Annotated in this window: 11 protein-coding genes; 8 read left to right on the top strand and 3 right to left on the bottom strand. The window is 60.7% G+C overall.

Translation table 11 applies throughout. From position 1 onward, the window contains the following. Positions 1–133: 133 nt before the first annotated feature. The 5 genes from HHL24_RS38200 (at position 134) to HHL24_RS38220 (ending at position 10,095) form a co-directional block, all read left to right on the top strand. Positions 134–625, top strand: a complete 492-nt coding sequence (locus tag HHL24_RS38200) for a hypothetical protein (protein WP_169490481.1) — start codon at positions 134–136, stop codon at positions 623–625. A 387-nt stretch (positions 626–1,012) separates the two neighbouring features. Then, on the top strand, positions 1,013–4,897 hold the full coding sequence (locus HHL24_RS38205; protein WP_169490482.1) for a calcium-binding protein: 3,885 nt from the start codon (positions 1,013–1,015) through the stop codon (positions 4,895–4,897). A gap of 80 nt (positions 4,898–4,977) precedes the next feature. Beyond that, positions 4,978–7,155 carry a type I secretion system permease/ATPase gene (locus HHL24_RS38210; protein ID WP_169490483.1) on the top strand — a complete coding sequence of 726 codons (2,178 nt, stop codon included), beginning with the start codon at positions 4,978–4,980 and terminating at the stop codon, positions 7,153–7,155. After that, the gene (locus HHL24_RS38215) at positions 7,152–8,606 is read left to right on the top strand and encodes an HlyD family type I secretion periplasmic adaptor subunit (RefSeq protein ID WP_169490484.1); all 1,455 of its coding nucleotides are present in this window, start codon (positions 7,152–7,154) and stop codon (positions 8,604–8,606) included. Before HHL24_RS38210 ends, HHL24_RS38215 begins: the two co-directional genes overlap by 4 nt. Then, a complete protein-coding gene (locus tag HHL24_RS38220; protein WP_169490485.1) occupies positions 8,596–10,095 on the top strand; it encodes a TolC family protein in 1,500 nt (499 codons plus the stop codon). The genes HHL24_RS38215 and HHL24_RS38220 overlap by 11 nt, the downstream gene beginning before the upstream one ends. Positions 10,096–10,125: 30 nt before the next feature. Here the strand turns inward: HHL24_RS38220 and HHL24_RS38225 are convergent, their stop codons facing one another. Together HHL24_RS38225 and HHL24_RS38230 are read right to left on the bottom strand one after the other, a co-directional pair. Then, positions 10,126–11,583, bottom strand: a complete 1,458-nt coding sequence (locus HHL24_RS38225; RefSeq protein WP_169490486.1) for an HDOD domain-containing protein — start codon at positions 11,581–11,583, stop codon at positions 10,126–10,128. Between the two features lie 91 nt (positions 11,584–11,674). Beyond that, positions 11,675–13,489 carry a putative bifunctional diguanylate cyclase/phosphodiesterase gene (locus HHL24_RS38230; protein ID WP_169490487.1) on the bottom strand — a complete coding sequence of 605 codons (1,815 nt, stop codon included), beginning with the start codon at positions 13,487–13,489 and terminating at the stop codon, positions 11,675–11,677. Between the two features lie 298 nt (positions 13,490–13,787). Here HHL24_RS38230 and HHL24_RS38235 point away from each other — a divergent pair, with 298 nt between their 5' ends. The 3 genes from HHL24_RS38235 (at position 13,788) to HHL24_RS38245 (ending at position 16,650) form a co-directional block, all read left to right on the top strand. Continuing rightward, on the top strand, positions 13,788–15,125 hold the full coding sequence (locus tag HHL24_RS38235; RefSeq protein ID WP_169490488.1) for an EAL and HDOD domain-containing protein: 1,338 nt from the start codon (positions 13,788–13,790) through the stop codon (positions 15,123–15,125). Between the two features lie 396 nt (positions 15,126–15,521). Next, the gene (locus tag HHL24_RS38240; protein ID WP_169490489.1) at positions 15,522–16,085 is read left to right on the top strand and encodes a peroxiredoxin; all 564 of its coding nucleotides are present in this window, start codon (positions 15,522–15,524) and stop codon (positions 16,083–16,085) included. Positions 16,086–16,185: 100 nt separating this feature from the next. Continuing rightward, a complete protein-coding gene (locus HHL24_RS38245; RefSeq protein ID WP_169490490.1) occupies positions 16,186–16,650 on the top strand; it encodes a hypothetical protein in 465 nt (154 codons plus the stop codon). Between the two features lie 829 nt (positions 16,651–17,479). On the opposite strand, the gene HHL24_RS38250 is transcribed toward HHL24_RS38245, so the two are convergent. Continuing rightward, positions 17,480–17,739: IS66 family transposase (locus HHL24_RS38250; RefSeq protein WP_169489448.1), on the bottom strand; the 260-nt coding region annotated here is incomplete at its 5' end.

Raw genomic sequence — 17,739 nt, forward strand, 5'->3', positions numbered from 1 at the left:
CTGGCGCGCACATGCATTTGGTTGGCAACTCAAGCGGTATTAAATGTGAATTTGGATAAGTCGAACACACTTGTTCCGTGGCAAGTGATTGTTTTATGTTGCTAGAAATCTTCCGTATCTGCGAATCGTAAATATGCTTGCTAAGCTATTTAAATTTACTTGCCTGACGATGGCTGTTTTCTATTTCGGAAGCGGGCCAATCAGGGTATTGCTCTACAGTCCACCCATGCGTGAAATGCTCAGCTATTCATCGGGTGTCGTAAAGTTTGGAAAAATATACAGGGGAGGTGAATACATATCTCTGATCGGAGATGCGGACGGAGGGACGTATCACTGCGGATATCGTCAGTCTGGTTTGGACGTAGGGTTTTGTCCCCAGGAGATCCGGGGTGGGAAAAATATCGATGGCAAGCAAGTGGTTATTGGTTGGTACGTTCAGAAGAGAAGTTTTTGGGCATTTTCTCAGCGACAGGTTTTTGAGGTCCGTCAAGGTGAAGAAGAGGTATTGGCATTTGATCGAGCAGTTAAATACTACGAGTCGCAGAATAGTCCGATTTTTTGCAAATTTTTGTTGATTTCTATGGTTTTAATTTATTTTATCGTGTTACGTAAGATTTTTATCTGAAAACTGGATCGGAAGTCGAGGGGTAGTGTTATGAAGGGCTTGAACGTTGATTACATCGGCATTGCTATTGGCCAGTTGGCGAACGGTCAAAACGCTGCGCAGGTTGGAAAGTCGGTTGGTGCCGTCGCTGAGGGGCAGAAGGGTTCGGGATATCAAGCGGCACTGTCAACCCTTCAATTCGTTGATGGCTTGATGGGCTCCGTGGGAAGGTCTGTTCTTCCCGTTGGAACATCCGTTGGCAGTATTGCTTGGTTCGGACCATTGATTGGCGCTGCGGCTCTGGTCAACGACGTTTCCGATCTCGCGTCGCAAGTTCCAAATGGTACGGTAAGCACTGGAACCTTATACGCGGCAATTGGCGATGCGTCCTCGCTGATCGGCGGAGTCATGCTGAACGTCGCCGGACTCTCGATCGTCAGCGGTGCGGCTGTCCCTGGACTCGCCGGAGTGGGCGCAGCCCTTCTTGTCGCCGGCGTCGGCCTCAGCATCGCGTCGATGCTTGCTGGAAACGAAACGACGAGCGTCATCAATGACATGCTAGACGCCGCGGCCGCCTTACAAAGTGCGCTTGGAAACGCAATTAGTGATGCCGTAGGTGACATTGGCGCCATGCTGAACTCTGTCGCTACCGGTGTCGGAGATTTCGCCGATGCATTCTCGAACTGGCTTAAAGGCAAGTACGACGACGTCCTGAAATTCGCAAAGGAATACTTCTTTGGTGCCAATCTCGTCGACCCCCTCATCCTCGACATCGACGGCGACGGCATCCACACCACTAACCCTGACACTTCCACCGCCTACTTCGATTTCGACGCCAGCGGCAGCCGCACACACACCGGCTGGATCAGCGCGGGCGACGGTTTCCTCGTTCTCGACCGTAACCACAACGGCACGATCGACTCGGGCGCAGAACTCTTCAGCAACTTCACACCGCTAGCGAACGGCACCCTCGCCGCGAACGGCTTCGACGCACTCCGAGAGTTCGACCTAAACAAAGACGGCATCATCGACCGCAACGACGCGATCTGGTCTTCACTAAGAATCTGGCGCGATGCAAACGGCGATGGCGCCTCACAATCCGGCGAACTGTTGAGCCTCGACGAACTCGGCATCGTCTCGATCAACCTGAGCAAAGACGCAACCATCCGCACGCTCGAAAACGGCAACATGGTGCGCGGCACCGGCTCATTCGTGCAGATCGTCGACGGCGTGCCCGTCGAACGGGACATGCAGGAAATCTGGTTCGGGCAGGACACGCTACATCAGAAGTTCGATACGACCATCCCGCTGCGTGACGATGTGATCGCGATGCCGTACGTGCAGGGCGCAGGCAATGTGCGCGACCTCTGGCAAGCCGCGAGCCTCGATACCCCGGAAGGTGCTGCATTGCGCACGCTGCTCGACCGGATCACGCATGCAAAGACCGCGGTTGAACAGCAAGCGTTAATCGAGCCGTTGCTCAAGGCGTGGGCGGCGACATCGGGTATGACCACCTCTCAATCACTGGAACAAGCCGGCAAGCGGGCAATCACGGGCTTGGCTACCGACGCCGATTGGCTCGGCCGTCTCATGGTGCTCGAAAAAATGTCCGGCACGATGCTGGGCGCGAACGCGCAAGGCACGGTAAGCCTGTCGGGTACACGCGGCGAATATGTGTCGAACGCCTGGTCGACGCTTGTCGAGTCGGTGTACAAAGCCATCGCGATGCAGACGGTCTGGAAGCCTTATCTCGACGCAATCGCGTATGACGTCAACGACGCAGGTCAGGTGCACGTGGACTTCAGCGGCATGATGTCGAAACTGAAAGCGGCCGAGAGCGTGGTCGGCGCGGCGGATGTCGCGTTCGTGCTGGCCGGGTTGACGAAAGCTTTCGGCGTGAACTGGCTGCAACAAGGTTTCGACATCGGCGCGGAACTCCGCAGTTATGTCGAAGCGCACCAAAGCGACGCGTTGCGCGAGGCGCTTGGTCGACTAGGCATCTCATTCGGCAGCGGCGCGCTGAACGCCGCAACCGGTGGCCCGATGTCGGGCAGCATTCTGATCGGCTTCACAGGCAAGGACGTGCTCAACGGCGGCAGCGGCGACGACATCCTGCTAGGCGGCGACGGCAACGATACGCTTTACGGTGGTGCCGGCGATGACGTGCTTGACGGTGGCGCAGGCGATGACCTGTTGGTCGGAGGAACGGGCAGCGACACATACCTGTTCGGACGGCACTCGGGTAACGACACGATCGAAGAGGCCTACGACTTGTACGGCAACGACACCGACGCGGTGGTTTTCGACGCGGACATCCGGCCGCAGGACGTTACTGTGCGTCGTGACGGTCAAGGCGCTGATCTGCTGGTCACGTTGTCCGGTTCGAACAACGTCTTGCGTATCAAGATGCAGTTTTATCAGAGCGGTTTGGTTTTCCCCTACGGCGTTGAACAGTTCAAGTTTGCCGACGGCACGATCTGGACCAAGCAGGACGTTGCCTTGATGGCATTGCAAGGCACGCCGGGCAACGACGTGCTGGTTGGCTACAACGGCGATGACGTACTCGACGGCGGCGCCGGCAACGATTTGCTGATCGGCGGCACAGGCAGTGACACGTATCTGTTCGGTCGCAGCTCCGGCAGCGACACGATCGAGGAGGCGTACGACGCGAGCGGCAAAGACACTGACATCGTGCTGTTCGATGCCGACGTCCGTCCGGAAGACGTGACGGTGCGTCGTGACGGCCAAAGCTCGGATCTGCTGCTCACAATTGCCGGGTCGAACAACGTGCTGCGTGTGAAGATGCAGTTCTACCAGAGCGGTTCGGACTTCCCGTACGGCATCGAACAGTTCAAATTCACCAACGGCACGATCTGGACCAAGCAGGACGTTGCCTTGATGGCATTGCAAGGCACGCCGGGCAACGACGTGCTGGTTGGCTACAACGGTGACGACATCTTCGACGGCGGCGCAGGCAACGACCTGCTGATCGGCGGCATCGGTAGCGACACGTATCTGTTCGGCCGCAACTCCGGCAATGACACTATCGAGGAGGCATACGACCCGAGCGGCAAGGACACCGACGTCGTGCTGTTCGATGCCGATATCCGTCCAGAAGACGTGAGGGTGCGTCGTGATGGCCAAAGCGCAGATCTGCTGATCGCGATTGCCGGCTCGAACAACGTGCTGCGTGTGAAGATGCAGTTCTTCCAGAGCGGTTCGGACTTCCCGTACGGCATCGAACAGTTCAAATTCGCCAACGGCACGATCTGGACCAAGCAGGACGTTGCCTTGATGGCATTGCAAGGTACACCAGGCAATGACGTACTAGTCGGCTATAACGGCGACGACGTGCTCGACGGCGGCGCGGGCAACGACTTGCTGATCGGTGGCACTGGCAGCGACACATATTTGTTCGGCCACCTTTCGGGCAACGACACGATCGAGGAGGCCTACGACCCCAGCGGTAAGGACACTGACGTCGTGCTGTTCGATGCAGATATCCGTCCGGAAGACGTCACCGTGCGTCGCGACGGCCAAAGCGCGGATTTGCTGCTCACGATTGCCGGCTCGAACAATGTGCTGCGTGTGAAGATGCAGTTCTTCCAGAGCGGTTCGGACTTCCCGTACGGCATCGAACAGTTCAAATTCGCCAACGGCACGATCTGGGATAAGCAAACCGTCGCCCTGATGGCATTGCAAGGCACACCGGGCAACGACGTGCTAGTCGGCTACAACGGCGACGACATACTCGACGGCGGCGCGGGCAACGACTTGCTGATCGGTGGCACGGGCAGCGACACGTATCTGTTCGGCCGTCATTCGGGCAACGACACGATCGAGGAGGCCTACGACCCTAACTGCAAGGACACCGACGTCGTACTGTTCGACGCCGATGTCAAACCCGCTGACGTCACCGTGCGTCGCGACAGCAACAGCACGGATCTGCTGGTCACGCTGTCGGGTTCTGACAACGTGCTTCGTATCAAGATGCAGTTCTACGAGAGCGGTTCGACTCTTCCTTACGGCGTCGAACAGTTCCGTTTTGCCGACGGCACCACGTGGGACAAGGCCACGATCAACGCAAAGGCGCTCGCAACGCAGCCGAAGCTCATGTCGGCGACGCGAACTTTCGCCCCGGACACGGCGAACGCATCGGCGTACATCGAAAGCAAACTGGATCTGCTGATCCAGACGATGGCGAGCATCGCGCCACCGGCTATGGCCGACTCGGCGTGGCAGCAGGGCGCAAGCCAGGCGCTGACTCCACCGATCGCAGCCAACTGCTTCTAGTTCGAACCATCATGCTCAGGGTCGCGCGATAGCCATGTCGCGCGACCGGCCTACCCGCAGCACGCAGAAAGCAATACCGAATGCAACCCGACGCCGTCCTGAATACGCCGCACAGCGAACATACGCAGCACTCTCCGCTCAAATCCGCCGCTCCTTCCATTGACCCAGGTATCTTCTGTCTCGTCATGTTGGCGCGCTATCACGGCATCGCGGCCGATCCTGATCAACTGGCGCACGAGTTCAAGCCGGGAGCCGCGCCACTCGACACGACTCAGCTTCTGCTTGCCGCAAAATCGCTCGGACTCAACGCGAAGCACACAAAGGTTCGTTGGGATCGTCTGGACCGTGTTGTGCTGCCTGCTGTCGCTATTGACCAGGCCGGCGACTTTTTCGTCATCGGCCGCATAGAGAAGAACAAAGCGGTCATACAGCGCCCCGATGCCGCGCAGCCCGTCTCTATCAACATGGAAGTACTAAAAGGCGACTGGCCCGGGGAGGTGATCCTGTTCGCCTCACGAGCATCGATGCTCGGCGAGCTGACGAAATTCGACTTCACCTGGTTCATTCCGGCCTTAATCAAATACCGGCGTCTTCTATCCGAGGTGCTGGTCGTCTCGTTCTTTATCCAGGTGCTGGCGCTAATCACACCGCTGTTCTTTCAGGTCGTGATGGACAAGGTATTGGTGCATCACGGGCTGACCACGCTCGACGTGATCGCCGTCGGTCTCACTATCGTTGTGCTATTCGACGTTGGGCTCACCGCGCTGCGCAGCTACGTGTTCGCGCACACCACGAGCCGCATCGACGTCGAGCTCGGAGCAAGTCTGTTCCGCCATCTGCTCAAATTGCCGCTTGCGTATTTTCAGGCACGACGCGTCGGCGATTCAGTCGCGCGCGTGCGCGAGTTGGAGAACATTCGCGCGTTTCTGACCGGTAACGCAATCACCCTCGTGATGGACTTGCTGTTCTCGTTCGTCTTCATCGCGGTAATGCTGTTCTACAGCGGTTGGCTCACGTTGATCGTGCTTGTGTCGCTGCCTTGTTACGTGTTGCTCTCGGTGGCTTGCACACCCGTGCTGCGCCGCCGTCTGAACGAGAAGTTCGCCCGTAGCGCGGAAAATCAGTCGTTCCTCGTCGAAACGATTAGCGGTATCGACACGGTCAAATCGATGGCCGTCGAGCCGCAATGGACGCGTCAATGGGACAACCAGCTTGCAGCCTATATCGGCGCGACGTTTCGCGCCGCAACGGTCGGTATCTGGGCGAGTGGCGGCGTCAGCCTCGTGAACAAACTCGTCACCGTGGCGCTGATGTGGGTCGGTGCGCGGCTCGTGATCGACAGCAAGCTCACAGTCGGCGAATTGATCGCGTTCAACATGCTGGCCGGTCAGGTCGCGGGGCCGATCATGCGGCTCGCTCAGCTATGGACCGATTTCCAGCAAACAGGTATCTCCGTTGCGCGTCTCGGTGACATTTTGAATAGCCGCACGGAAGCGGCCGGCGCAAAGAGTGCGTTGCCTGCCGTCAAAGGACGTATCGAGTTGGAAGAGGTCGTGTTTCGCTATCGCGCGGACGGCCCCGCGATTCTCAGCGGCGTGAATCTGTCGATCGCGGCAGGTGAGGTGATTGGCATCGTCGGTCAGTCCGGTTCGGGAAAGAGCACGCTGACCAGACTCGTGCAGCGGCTTTATACACCGGAGCGAGGCCGCATCACGATCGACGGACAGGACCTCGCGTTGATCGATACGACGTCATTGCGGCGTCAAGTCGGCGTCGTGTCGCAGGAGAACGTGCTGTTCAGCCGGAGCATTCGCGACAACATCGCCCTGACCGATCCCGGCGCGCCACTCGATGCTGTGATGCGTGCCGCAAAACTGGCTGGCGCGCATGAGTTTATCGTCGGCTTGCCGGAAGGCTACGACACGGCAGTCGGTGAACATGGCTCGACACTATCGGGCGGCCAGCGGCAGCGCATCGCCATCGCCCGGGCACTGATGCACGAGCCACGCATTCTGATCTTCGACGAAGCGACCAGCGCGCTCGACTACGAGTCGGAGCGCATCGTGCAGGACAACATGCGAGCAATCTGCCGGGGACGCACAGTATTGGTGATTGCGCATCGCTTGTCAGCCGTGCGGCGGGCAGACCGGATCATCGTGATGGAGCGCGGGGCGATCATTGAGCAAGGCTCGCACGACGCGCTGCTTGCAGCAAAGGGCGCCTACGCCAAGCTGTGGAATTTGCAGGCGGGCGTATGACGATCCGTGCGCTGCTATGGCTAGGTGCGGCTCGGGACATGGCGCGCCAGTATCTGAAAGTATGGCGCGCGGCTTGGCGTGTGCGCGAGCGGAACGCACCGCATTGGTTAGCCGGTGAATCTGAATTCCTCCCCGCGGCACTGGAATTGCAACGCCGTCCGGTTTCGCCGTTGCCACGCGTTGCAATGGCGACGATCGTCTCGCTCTTGTTGATCGCATTGCTATGGGCCGTGTTCGGCCAGATCGATATTGTCGCGACAGCGCAAGGAAAAATCGTCCCGGACGGCCGCGCGAAAATCATCCAGTCGATAGAAACGGCGAAAGTCACCGCGATCCATGTCAGCGACGGCAAGCTGGTAAATGCGGGCGATGTGCTCGTCGAACTCGACTCGACAGCTTCGTCGGCGGATCGTTTGCGTTTGCGCGACGACTGGGCGGAAAGCTGGCTCAGCGCCGCGCGCGCCAGCGCGTTGCTCAAAGGTATTGATAGCGGTTCGGCTCAACGCATCGAGATCGGGACAAATGCGCAAGTGCCAGCCGAACTGCTGCCGCCGCAGGCTCGTGTCGAACAGGAGCAGCGTTTTCTCGATGGCGAACTCGCCGAGTTTCGTTCAAAGCTTGCGCGTCTCGACGCGGAAATCGCGCGCAATGCAGCCGAACTGCAAACTGTCGGCGCGGTGATCCGCAGGCTACAAAGCACGTTGCAAATCGCCCGCACCCGCGAAGCGGATTTCGACGAGCTCGCGGCGAAGAATTACGTTTCACGTCATGAGTATCTGGAGAAGCAGCAAGTCCGGATCGAGCAGGAAGGCGAGTTGGCCGCGCAGAAAAGCCGCATGGGCGAGATAGGCGCCGCGATCGTGAGCGCGCGGCGTCAACGCGAAGAACTTGTTGCTTCGACCCGCCGAGCGACGCTCGAAAACCTCGGCAACGCGACGCAAAAAGCGGCCGAGCTTCGCCAGGAGTACATCAAGGCAGACGCGCATGATCGCTTCATGACGCTCAAAGCGCCGGTGGACGGCGCCGTGCAGCAACTTGCGGTGCATACCGTCGGTGGCGTCGTGACTGCCGCCCAACCTTTGATGGTGATTGTCCCGAACGAACATCCCGCCGAGATCGAAGCTTTCCTGGAGAACAAGGACATCGGGTTTGTCGCCGTGGGGCAAGCCGCTGCTGCGAAAATCGAAACCTTTCTGTACACCCGTTACGGCACGTTGCCGGCCGAGGTGGTCAGCGTTTCACACGATGCGATCGAGGATGAAAAACGCGGCTTGATCTACGCAGTGCGGCTCAAACTGCAGCGGTCGAGCATGATGATCGACGGTCAGCGCGTCGCGCTCAGTCCCGGCATGGCGGCGAGCGTCGAGATCAAAACGGGCAAGCGCAGATTGATCGAATATTTTCTGAGCCCTTTGTTGACGCGGGTCGATGAGAGTTTGCATGAGCGCTAGTCAGCATCGATCAGCGCAGCGCAAGTCGCTCGCCTTATGTCGTCTCTTTGCTGCTGCCGCTACGCTCCTGCCAACCTGGGTGGCCGCGCAGGTTGGGGCAGGTGCCTTCGATCCTCTCGGCACTCGATTCGAAATTACTGCGCCGCCAGTTGCTTCAACCGTTTCGGAGGTCACGGGTGTGGCGGCTTGCGAATTTGGTTTGCCGAGCGCACCGCTGGGACTTGAGGACGTGGCGGCGCGTGCGTTGTGCCGCAATCCGCTGACCCGCCGCGCATGGGCAAGCGCGCAGGTTCAAGCCGCGCGTTTGGGTGAAGCGCAGGCCGCTCAATGGCCGACGCTGTCGGGAAACTTGAATGGCTCGCTCAACCGAGCGAGCACTGCGTCAGCAAACACATTGGCAGTGCAGGAATCGTACAACGGCACGGCACGGGCGGCCGAGTTGGCGTTCGAATGGGTCGTGTTCGATTTTGGTGCGCGTTCGGCGGAAGTCAGGAAGGCGCGTGAATTGATGATCGCCGCAAATCAATCGTTCAATGGCGCGGTGCTCGATGTGCTTTATACAAGCGCCCACGATTATTTCGCCGCGGTGACCGCACGAGCGCAAGCCGAAGCAGCACATGAAGCACAAGCCAACGCGGCGCAAAGTCTCGCGGCCGCGCAGGCTCGGACGCACTCCGGCGTCGCGTCGATCGCTGACGAATTGCAAGCCCGCACAGCACATGATCAGGCGACGTTGAGCGTCATTAAGGCAAAAAGCGCGCTGCATGAAGCGATCGGTACATTGGCGATCGACATGGGGTTAAGTCCGGATGTGCCGATCGTGCTGGCGGATGTGCGGGCTGCCATGCAGAGAACCACACCGCAACTGGACCCGATCAGGACGCTCCTGGATCAGGCGCTCGATAACCATCCCCGTCTGCAGGCGGCGCGTGCCGAACTGCACGCCTCGGAGGCCTCGGAGGACAGCATGCGTGCGCAAGCTTTGCCAAGCGTTCGTCTCGAGGCTGGGATTTCGGGCAGCAATCGGCCAACGGCATCGATCGGTACAACTGGAGGGATGTCCTCGACGTCGCGCAGCAGTTATGTCGGCGTTCGGGTCACGATTCCTTTGTTCGAGGGTTTCGGCTCGACTTACCGGATTCGCGAGGCGAGGGCGCAGACGGCGCTTCAGCAGACGAACGTCGCCGAGGCCGAACAGCAAGTCGCGTTGAATGTCTGGAAGAGCTATGAGGCGGTGCAGGCAGGTGCACAAGCCGTGCGGCAGGCCGACGCCTTGCAGGAAAACGCCGCCCTCGCGTTCGATGCCACGCAGGCGCGCTATAAAGCCGGCGTGGCGAGCATCATTGAATTGTTGCACGCGCAAGATGCGCTCGTCGCCGCACGGCATCAACGCATCGCGACGCTGTCCGACTGGTTCGTGGCGCGCCTGAGTCTGGCGGCGAGCCTCGGCAAACTCGACTTAGGGCAAATACAAAACCGGAAAGAGTGAAGCACCGTGATCAACGATCACGCCACGTCTTCACGTCGTCTCCATTTCCCGCATCTGCCCCAAGCCGAAAAAACGTCCTAACTCCTTTGCCAATTCATTCAACGCGCTCATTTCCTTCTGTGATATCCGGCGCGGCTCCTGCGTATGAGACCAGTCGCCGTATAACAGCGCCACCGTCTGATCGGTTTCGTCGACTACCGGCAGCAGCACGAAGGCGCGGGCATCGTCGAACGAACGTCGGAACCATTCCGGTAATCGCGCGACCATCTTCGGGTCGCGTGCGTTCTCGATGAAGATGCCGACCGAGTTCGCGATCGCGAGATGAAACACGTCGGGCTCGAAGGCTGTGTTGAAGGTCAGCTTCGGCAGCGCCGCGTCGATCTTCGGGCCGAGCCCGAGGCGCGCCTTGAAGGTGCCGTTGCTGTGCTTGACGAACACCACCGTGCGCGCAAAGCCGAGCGCTGCCAGCACGGTTTCCGCGGCCAGCGCCAGCGCCGGCGCGAGCGCACTGCCGTCGGGCAGGCCGCGCAGATCGCCCACCCCCGCCGCGATGCGCGCTTCTGGATTGAGCGCCTCGCGCGCGATTGCGTCCGCATTGGCGCGCAACTCGACGATCTCGGCCATCACGCCGTCGCCGCCTTCTTCGCGGGCAAGCGCGACGCTCATCTGATGCAGCACTTCCGGATCGGTGTTCAGCGCGTGGCTGTATTCCTGCGCCAGTTCGGCGATGCGTTCCTCGCGCTGCCAGTCCGGCACGTTCTGCTGGGTCAGCACGTCGGCAACCGCCGTCGAATAATTGGTGATGGCGCGCAGCCACTGCACCTGGCGCGGCTGTTCGACATCCAGCGGGTCGAACTCGCCCATGCCGGAACGGATCATGTCGGGCAAGCGCCAGCGCACCGCAGCTTCGGCGCCGATTTCGTCGAACGTAACGCCGAGCACCAGTACGCAGGCATCGGCTTCGAGTGTGCCGTCTTCGATATGCCGGCGGATCTGATCCCACTCGGCGTCGAGATAGAACACCACCAGCAGCTTGCCGATCTGCCGCATCAGCGTGCAGACCACGGCTTCTTCCCCGGCGCGCAGATCGCCGCGCTCAGTCAGCTTGCGCGCAACGCAGCCCGACAACAGCGTGCGGTTCAATTCGAGTTTCGCGTCGATCCGGCGCGGCGCGCTGTGATGAAAGTGATCGACGATTTTCAGGCCGACCACCAGATGGCCGACCGCGTCCATGCCGAGCACCATCAGCGCGCGCGACACAGTGGTGATGTTGCCGCCGAACGCCATGTACATGGCCGAGTTGGCAAGCCGCAGCACTTTTTGCGTCAACGCGAAATCCGACAACACGACCTGCACGAGGCCGGTGAAGTCGAGGTCGTCGTTGTTCATCGCCGCCATGGTGGTGCGCAGCGACTGCGACAGCATGGGGAAATCGCCGCGCTCGCTCATTCGCGTCCAGAGCCGGTCGAGCACCGCCGCCTTTACCATGTGAGTCCCGCAAAAACCATACATGTTCCAATGAGTGCTACACCGGCATCAAGCCGGTATCTTCTGCCGCGCACCAGGTTTGCCTGCATCGCTATACGGTGTGCAAGTGAAGCGTGCGCGCTTCGAAACGCTGCGCGAGTTCGTCGGAGGGCAACGCCTTGCAGACGAGCCACCCCTGAATGTGGTCGCATCCCATCTCGGTGAGCAGGGTGCGCTGTGCTTCCGTTTCGACGCCCTCGGCAACCAGTTCGAGATCGAGTGTTTGCGCGAGTCCGACGACAGCGCTAACGATTGCCTGATCGTTCCGGGAGGTTAGCAGATTCTCGACAAAACTCCTGTCGATCTTGAGCTTGGCCAGGGGGAAACGTTGCAGGTATGCCAGGCTCGAATAGCCGGTGCCAAAGTCGTCGACGGCAAAGCGGATGCCCATCGCGGTCAGATCTTCGAGCAGGACCTTGGCATGCGCCGGGTCATGCATCAGCAGGCTTTCGGTGATCTCGAACACAAGGCGCCGCGGATCGATACCCGTCAACTCGATCGCTTCGCGCACGCTGTCCTTGAAACGCGGATCACGGAACTGCTGCGGCGACACGTTGACGGCGACGTATTGCAAGGAGATGCCCTGCGCGTCCCACTGGATCAGCTGCATGCAGGCGACCTTCAACACCCAGTTGCCGAGGAAGTTGATCAGGCCGATCGATTCCGCGAGCGGAATGAACATCGAAGGGGGAACGAGGCCGTGCACCGGGTGCAACCAGCGGATCAACGCTTCGACGCCGACCACGCCGTGCGTGCGGCTGCTCGTGATCGGCTGGAAGTGCAGCGAGAACTCGCCATTGCGCACACCGTCGTAGAGGTCGGCCTCCAGCTTCAGGCGCTCGGCGTCGGCGGGGTTGTCGTCCGGAACGTAGAAGGCGAGCGTGTTGCCGCCGGCCGCCTTGGCCTGCAGCAAGGCATGGTCGGCCCAGCGCAGCAGGTGAGTGTCGTGGGCGGCGTTGTCGTTGGCATGGCGCACGTCGGGGTAGAGCGCAATGCCGATGCTCGCCGACAGATGCACCTGCTGGCCGTTGAAGACGTACGGTTGCTGGATCGCCGTCAACAGGCGGCGCGCCAGCGTTTCGGCGGCGGCCGCCGCGTCGGTGCGGTTGGCCGCGGGTTTCACGAGGATCGCGAACTCGTCGCTGGCTACGCGTGCCACCGTCTCGCTCGGGCTCGTCATGTTCAATATGCGCCGCGCGGTGTCGCGCAGCATCTCGTCGCCGGCATCGTAGCCGAGCGCGCGATTCACGCGCTGATAGTCGTCGAGGTCGAGCAGCAGCAATGCGACCGGCGTGCCGTGGGCGTCGGCTTGTTGTTGCGCGTCCAGCAGCGCGGGGATCAGCGCCGGCTGATTGGCCAGGTTGGTCAGACGGTCCAGGTGCAGCGCCTGGGTCAGGCGTTCCTCGGTGGCACGCCAGGCCGAGACGTCGAAACCGGCGATCGCATAGCCGTCGACGCCGTCGTGGTTGCTGCGCACCACGCGCAGCTCGACCGTGATCGGATAGGTCAGCGATTTGATCAGGCCGAGCGTGGCCTTCTCGACATTGCCGGTCGCGGTGGCGCGTGTCAGCAGCGCATCGAGGCGTGGCACGTCGGCGGGCGCCACGAGATCGTGCAGCGTGATGGTTTCGAGGTACTCCCGGTGATAGCCGATGAAGCGCAGGCTGGCGTCGGAAACATAGAGGAAGTGCAGTTCGTGATCGACGTGCGCCAGCAGGTCGACCGCGCCGACCACCTGTTCCAGTTGCGCAGTGCGGCTTGCGCGTGCCTGCGGTTTGCTGTGGGCACGCCGGCCGAACGCACGAACCCGGTCGATGACCGTGCGCAAGGAGCCCCGGCGGGGCGCGGTGATCCTGTTCGCTTCCATGTTTGTCGCTGGCAACCTGTGTTCGTCTGCAGGCAGGGCGGCTCACTGCCCGCCGTGTCCGGGCGGTCAAGAGGTATCAGGCCGCCCCATCAGAACGAGATAACGACCGGCGGCGGGAAATCTTTAGCGCCTGCTGCGAAAAACAAATGGTAAGGAAGCGGCTGCGCGGCTCGGCGTCGTTGCGGCAGCGATTCGGTTAAAGTGCAACCGCTTCGCGTCCGTTAATACGGCAAACCCGTTGTGCAGTGCCGGCTATGACGTCACTGCAAAGCTTTCCGAACACTTGCACCGATGATCCATGTCTGAACGTCACTTTGTCAGGGCAATCCCCCGGCACGTCGAGGTGCTTGAACAATGTGCCGAATACGCCGACCCCGCGTCCGGAGCACAGTTCGTCTATCTGGGCCGCCAGCCGATTCTCGATCGCGACGGCGCGCTCAATGCTTATGAATTGCTGTTTCGAGCCGGCGCGCATAACTACGCCGAGGTCAGCGACGACGCCCAGGCGACGGCGCAGGTCGTGGCGCGCGCGATCGGCGGGATCGGCGTGGCGGCCGTGCTGGGCCAGCACCGCGGCTTCGTCAACATCGACCGCGCGCTGCTCTTTAACGACATCGTCCATTTGATGCCGCCCGAGCGCTTCGTGCTCGAGATCCTCGAAACCGTCAAGTTCGATGCGCATCTGGGCCGTCGGCTGACCGAGTTGCGCCGCGCCGGCTTTCAGGTGGCGCTCGACGATGTCAGTGAACTGTCGGACGAACTGCTCGCCGCGCTGCCGCACGCCGACATTGTCAAGATCGACTTCCTGCAGACCGAGCGGTCCGCGCTGGCAAAGCTGGCGTCGACGATACGCGGCCATGGCAAGACACTGATCGCGGAGAAGGTCGAGACGCGCGAAGACTTTGCGCTGGCTCGCGAGCTCGGTTTCGATCTGTTCCAGGGATACTTCTTCGCGCGGCCGCAGGTGCTGGCCGCGCCGCGCAACCGCTCGCCGCGCCCTGGCCTGCTGCGTTTGCTGGCGCTGTTGTCGCGCGATGCCGGGATTGTCGAACTCGAAGCGGAGCTCAAGTTGAACCCGAGCGTGGTGGTGCAACTGCTGCGCCTCGTCAATTCGAGCGCGTTCGGGCTGGGGCGCAATATCGCCTCGCTGCGCGAGGCCATCATCGCCACCGGCACGCGGCAGATCGCGCGCTGGGCGCAACTGCTGCTGTACGCGGACAGCGGCGATCTGCCGTGGCGCGCCGATCCGCTGGTGCAACTGGCCGGTACGCGCTCGCGCTTCATGGAACTGGCCGCAGGCTGGCTGCGCCCGTCCGATGACGAATTTGCCGATGCCGCTTTCATGACCGGGATTTTTTCTCTGGTCCACGTGGTGCTCGGCAGCACACCCGCGGCTGTCCTCGAGAAACTCGGCTTGGCGCCGCAGATTCGCGAAGCGATCGTTACGCGCGGTGGCGCGCTCGGCGCCTTGTTACGAATCGCCGAAGCGGCCGGTGAGGGGGGCGATGCCACCTCGATTGCAGCCGGACCCGATGCGCCGCCCGGCTTCGCGGCGCTCACGCCCGAGGTGCTGGCGGAGCTGAACCTGTCCGCTGCGGCGTGGTTCGGCGCGCATATCGAAGAAGCGGCCGCTTGAAGCCTGAGCGCCGCTGCGGCGCCGCCCGGGCGCCACTCCCCATGCGTCGCCTGCTTTCAAGCGGCGGGACGGGCTCGGATCGGTACTGGCATCGCCGTGTGCCACAAAGGGTGCGGGCGAGGGCGGCATGGCAAGCCGGCAGCCAGGCGCCGGGCGATCGTGCATTGCAATGCATTGCATTGGGTTGCATTGTGCCGCTGCCGCTGCGGGCACAGGCACAGGCACAGGCACAGGCTCGAGGACATATTCTTCCCGTATGCATCTTTTAGGCAGGTTCTGACGTACCTTATCTGTACGTGATCCAATAGCGTGTCGAGGTTGCCGGTGTTCAGCCGAACGCCGCGACCTTCAGCTGATCGCGCCAACCGCGTGCATTAACGTTTCGAGGGACTGCAGATGAAAAGGAAGCTCATACCGGTGGCACTGGCCGCCGTCCTGTCGGTGGGATTCGCGATGCATTCGCTGACGGCCTCTGCCACGCTCAAGCCGGGCGATACCGCGCCGCCGTTCACCGCACAGGCTTCGCTAGGCGGCAAGACTTACACGTATTCGCTTGCCGACGAGCTGAAGAAAGGGCCGGTGGTGCTGTATTTCTATCCGGCGGCGTTCACGAAGGGCTGCACGATCGAAGCCCACGAGTTTGCTGAAGCCGTCGACGAGTACAAGAAGTATGGCGCGACGGTGATCGGCGTGTCGCACGACAACATCGACACGTTGACGAAGTTTTCGGTGAGCGAATGCCGCAGCAAATTCCCGGTGGCGGCGGATGCCGACTCGAAGGTAATCGGCGCATATGATGCTGGCTTGCCGATGCATAGCTCCATGGCCAATCGCGTGTCGTACGTGATCGCGCCGGACGGCAAGATCATCTACGAGTACACGAGCCTGTCGCCGGAGAAGCACGTCGAGAACACGTTGAAGGCGGTGAAGGATTGGGCGGCGACACATAAGCAGCCGTAACGCCTCACCTTGCGTGGCTGCGCATTTTTCGCAATGGTTTCTTGCCGTTAGGTTTGGGCGTTGCTCGTGCTAGGCTGACTTTTTGTCTAGCGAGTTTGCGATGCCGATTCTTGTTGCATTCATTGCGTTGATCGCGCTGGTGTATGGCGCAGTGCGGGCTTTTTATGCCTTGCAGGCGGCTTTTGGGTCGGCCGTTGCGGTGGGGGTTGCTGTTCTTGTTGTTTTGCTTTTGATTGCCGCGGTTGTCTATTGGTGGCGGCGTCGGAAGGAAGTCGCGCCGAATATTCGCGATGGCGATTGGACTCATGAGCTTAACGGGACCTGGGGGGCGGTCCGGCTCGCTGCCGGTAAGCGGCTATGTGAGATTCGCCTTGGCGGCGAGCAGGGTGCTTATATCTTTGCCGATCTGCTTGGCGCTGAGGTACAAGGCCATGATGCTCAATGGCAGGTCGCTTTGACCGTCAAGGACGCTAAGCATCAGGTTTGGATTTTGCCCATGCTGGGCGAGCGGCAGGCTAAGCAGTGGGCGCGGATTTTTTTGCTTGCTGTTGAGCAGAGGCTTTAGGGATGTTTTTGCCTGCGGCGCGCTTTTTTTTCTGTATGCCTGGGGCGGTGGGCTTTTCTTGATTTGTTTGCCTGCGCGGCGCTTGTTTCGTCTGTTTGCCTGCTCGGCGCTTACTGTCTGGTTGCCTGGGGCGTTGGCCTTTCCTTGAATTGTTAGTGGTCTATTAGCGTCGCCCCTGTGCGGGGCAGGCACCTACTTTTCTTTGCCTGCCGCAAAGAAAAGTAGGCAAAAGAAAGCGGCTCAAACCAATCCTGCTAAGCGGGTCTCCTGCCTTGGAGGGGGTAGTGGCGCATCTGGAATCTGTGTTCTTGCACATTCGGCGTGAGTGACAAGGGCGTCATACTTCCGGCGGCGCTGCGCGCACCGAAGCGTACTTCATAAAACCACACGCTACGTTTTGGCGCCGCGTCTTGCCACCGAGCCGTGGCCCGTCATTGCATCGCCATCGCCATCGCCATCGCGACCGTGATGGCAACTGCAACTGCAACTGCAACTGCAACTGCAACTGCAACTGCAACTGCGACCGTGACTGTGACTGCAGCACACCGACATATCATTTGAAGTGGGGGGGGGCGGGTGAGTGCAGAGGCGCGTCGCCGAGGCGAAGCCGACGGCTTCCGCCGCGCCAAACGAAGCCTCTGGTTTCCCATGCAGACCCGTCCGCGACGCACGCAGTGCGGAGTGGGAGCTGATGATGCCTTTGTCACTAACGCTCGAAGGTGCGAGGGCCCGGATTCCACGGAGCCACTACCCCCTCCAGGCAAGGGTGCCCACTTAGCATGAGCGGTTCGAGCCGCTTTCTTTGCTTACTTTCTTTGCGGCGGCGTAACTATTCAGCAGCCGGAAGCGGCGAAACGACGAATCCGGCGAAGCCCAAAGCCAGCGCATCGATCAGCGAACGGTTCTGTTTGCGCAGACTGGCAAGGTAGGAGCGGATCGTGCAGAACGCTTCCATGCCTGATACCGCACGGAAACACCCTGAGATTTTCTGTTTGAGCTTGGGCATGCGGATATCGCGTTCGGCCTGGTTGTTGTCGAACGGTACCCGGTGATCGGCAATGAAGCGCCACACCTGGCTCGCCTGCATCT

This window comes from Paraburkholderia polaris, from assembly GCF_012927345.1.
Taxonomy (GTDB): domain Bacteria; phylum Pseudomonadota; class Gammaproteobacteria; order Burkholderiales; family Burkholderiaceae; genus Paraburkholderia; species Paraburkholderia polaris.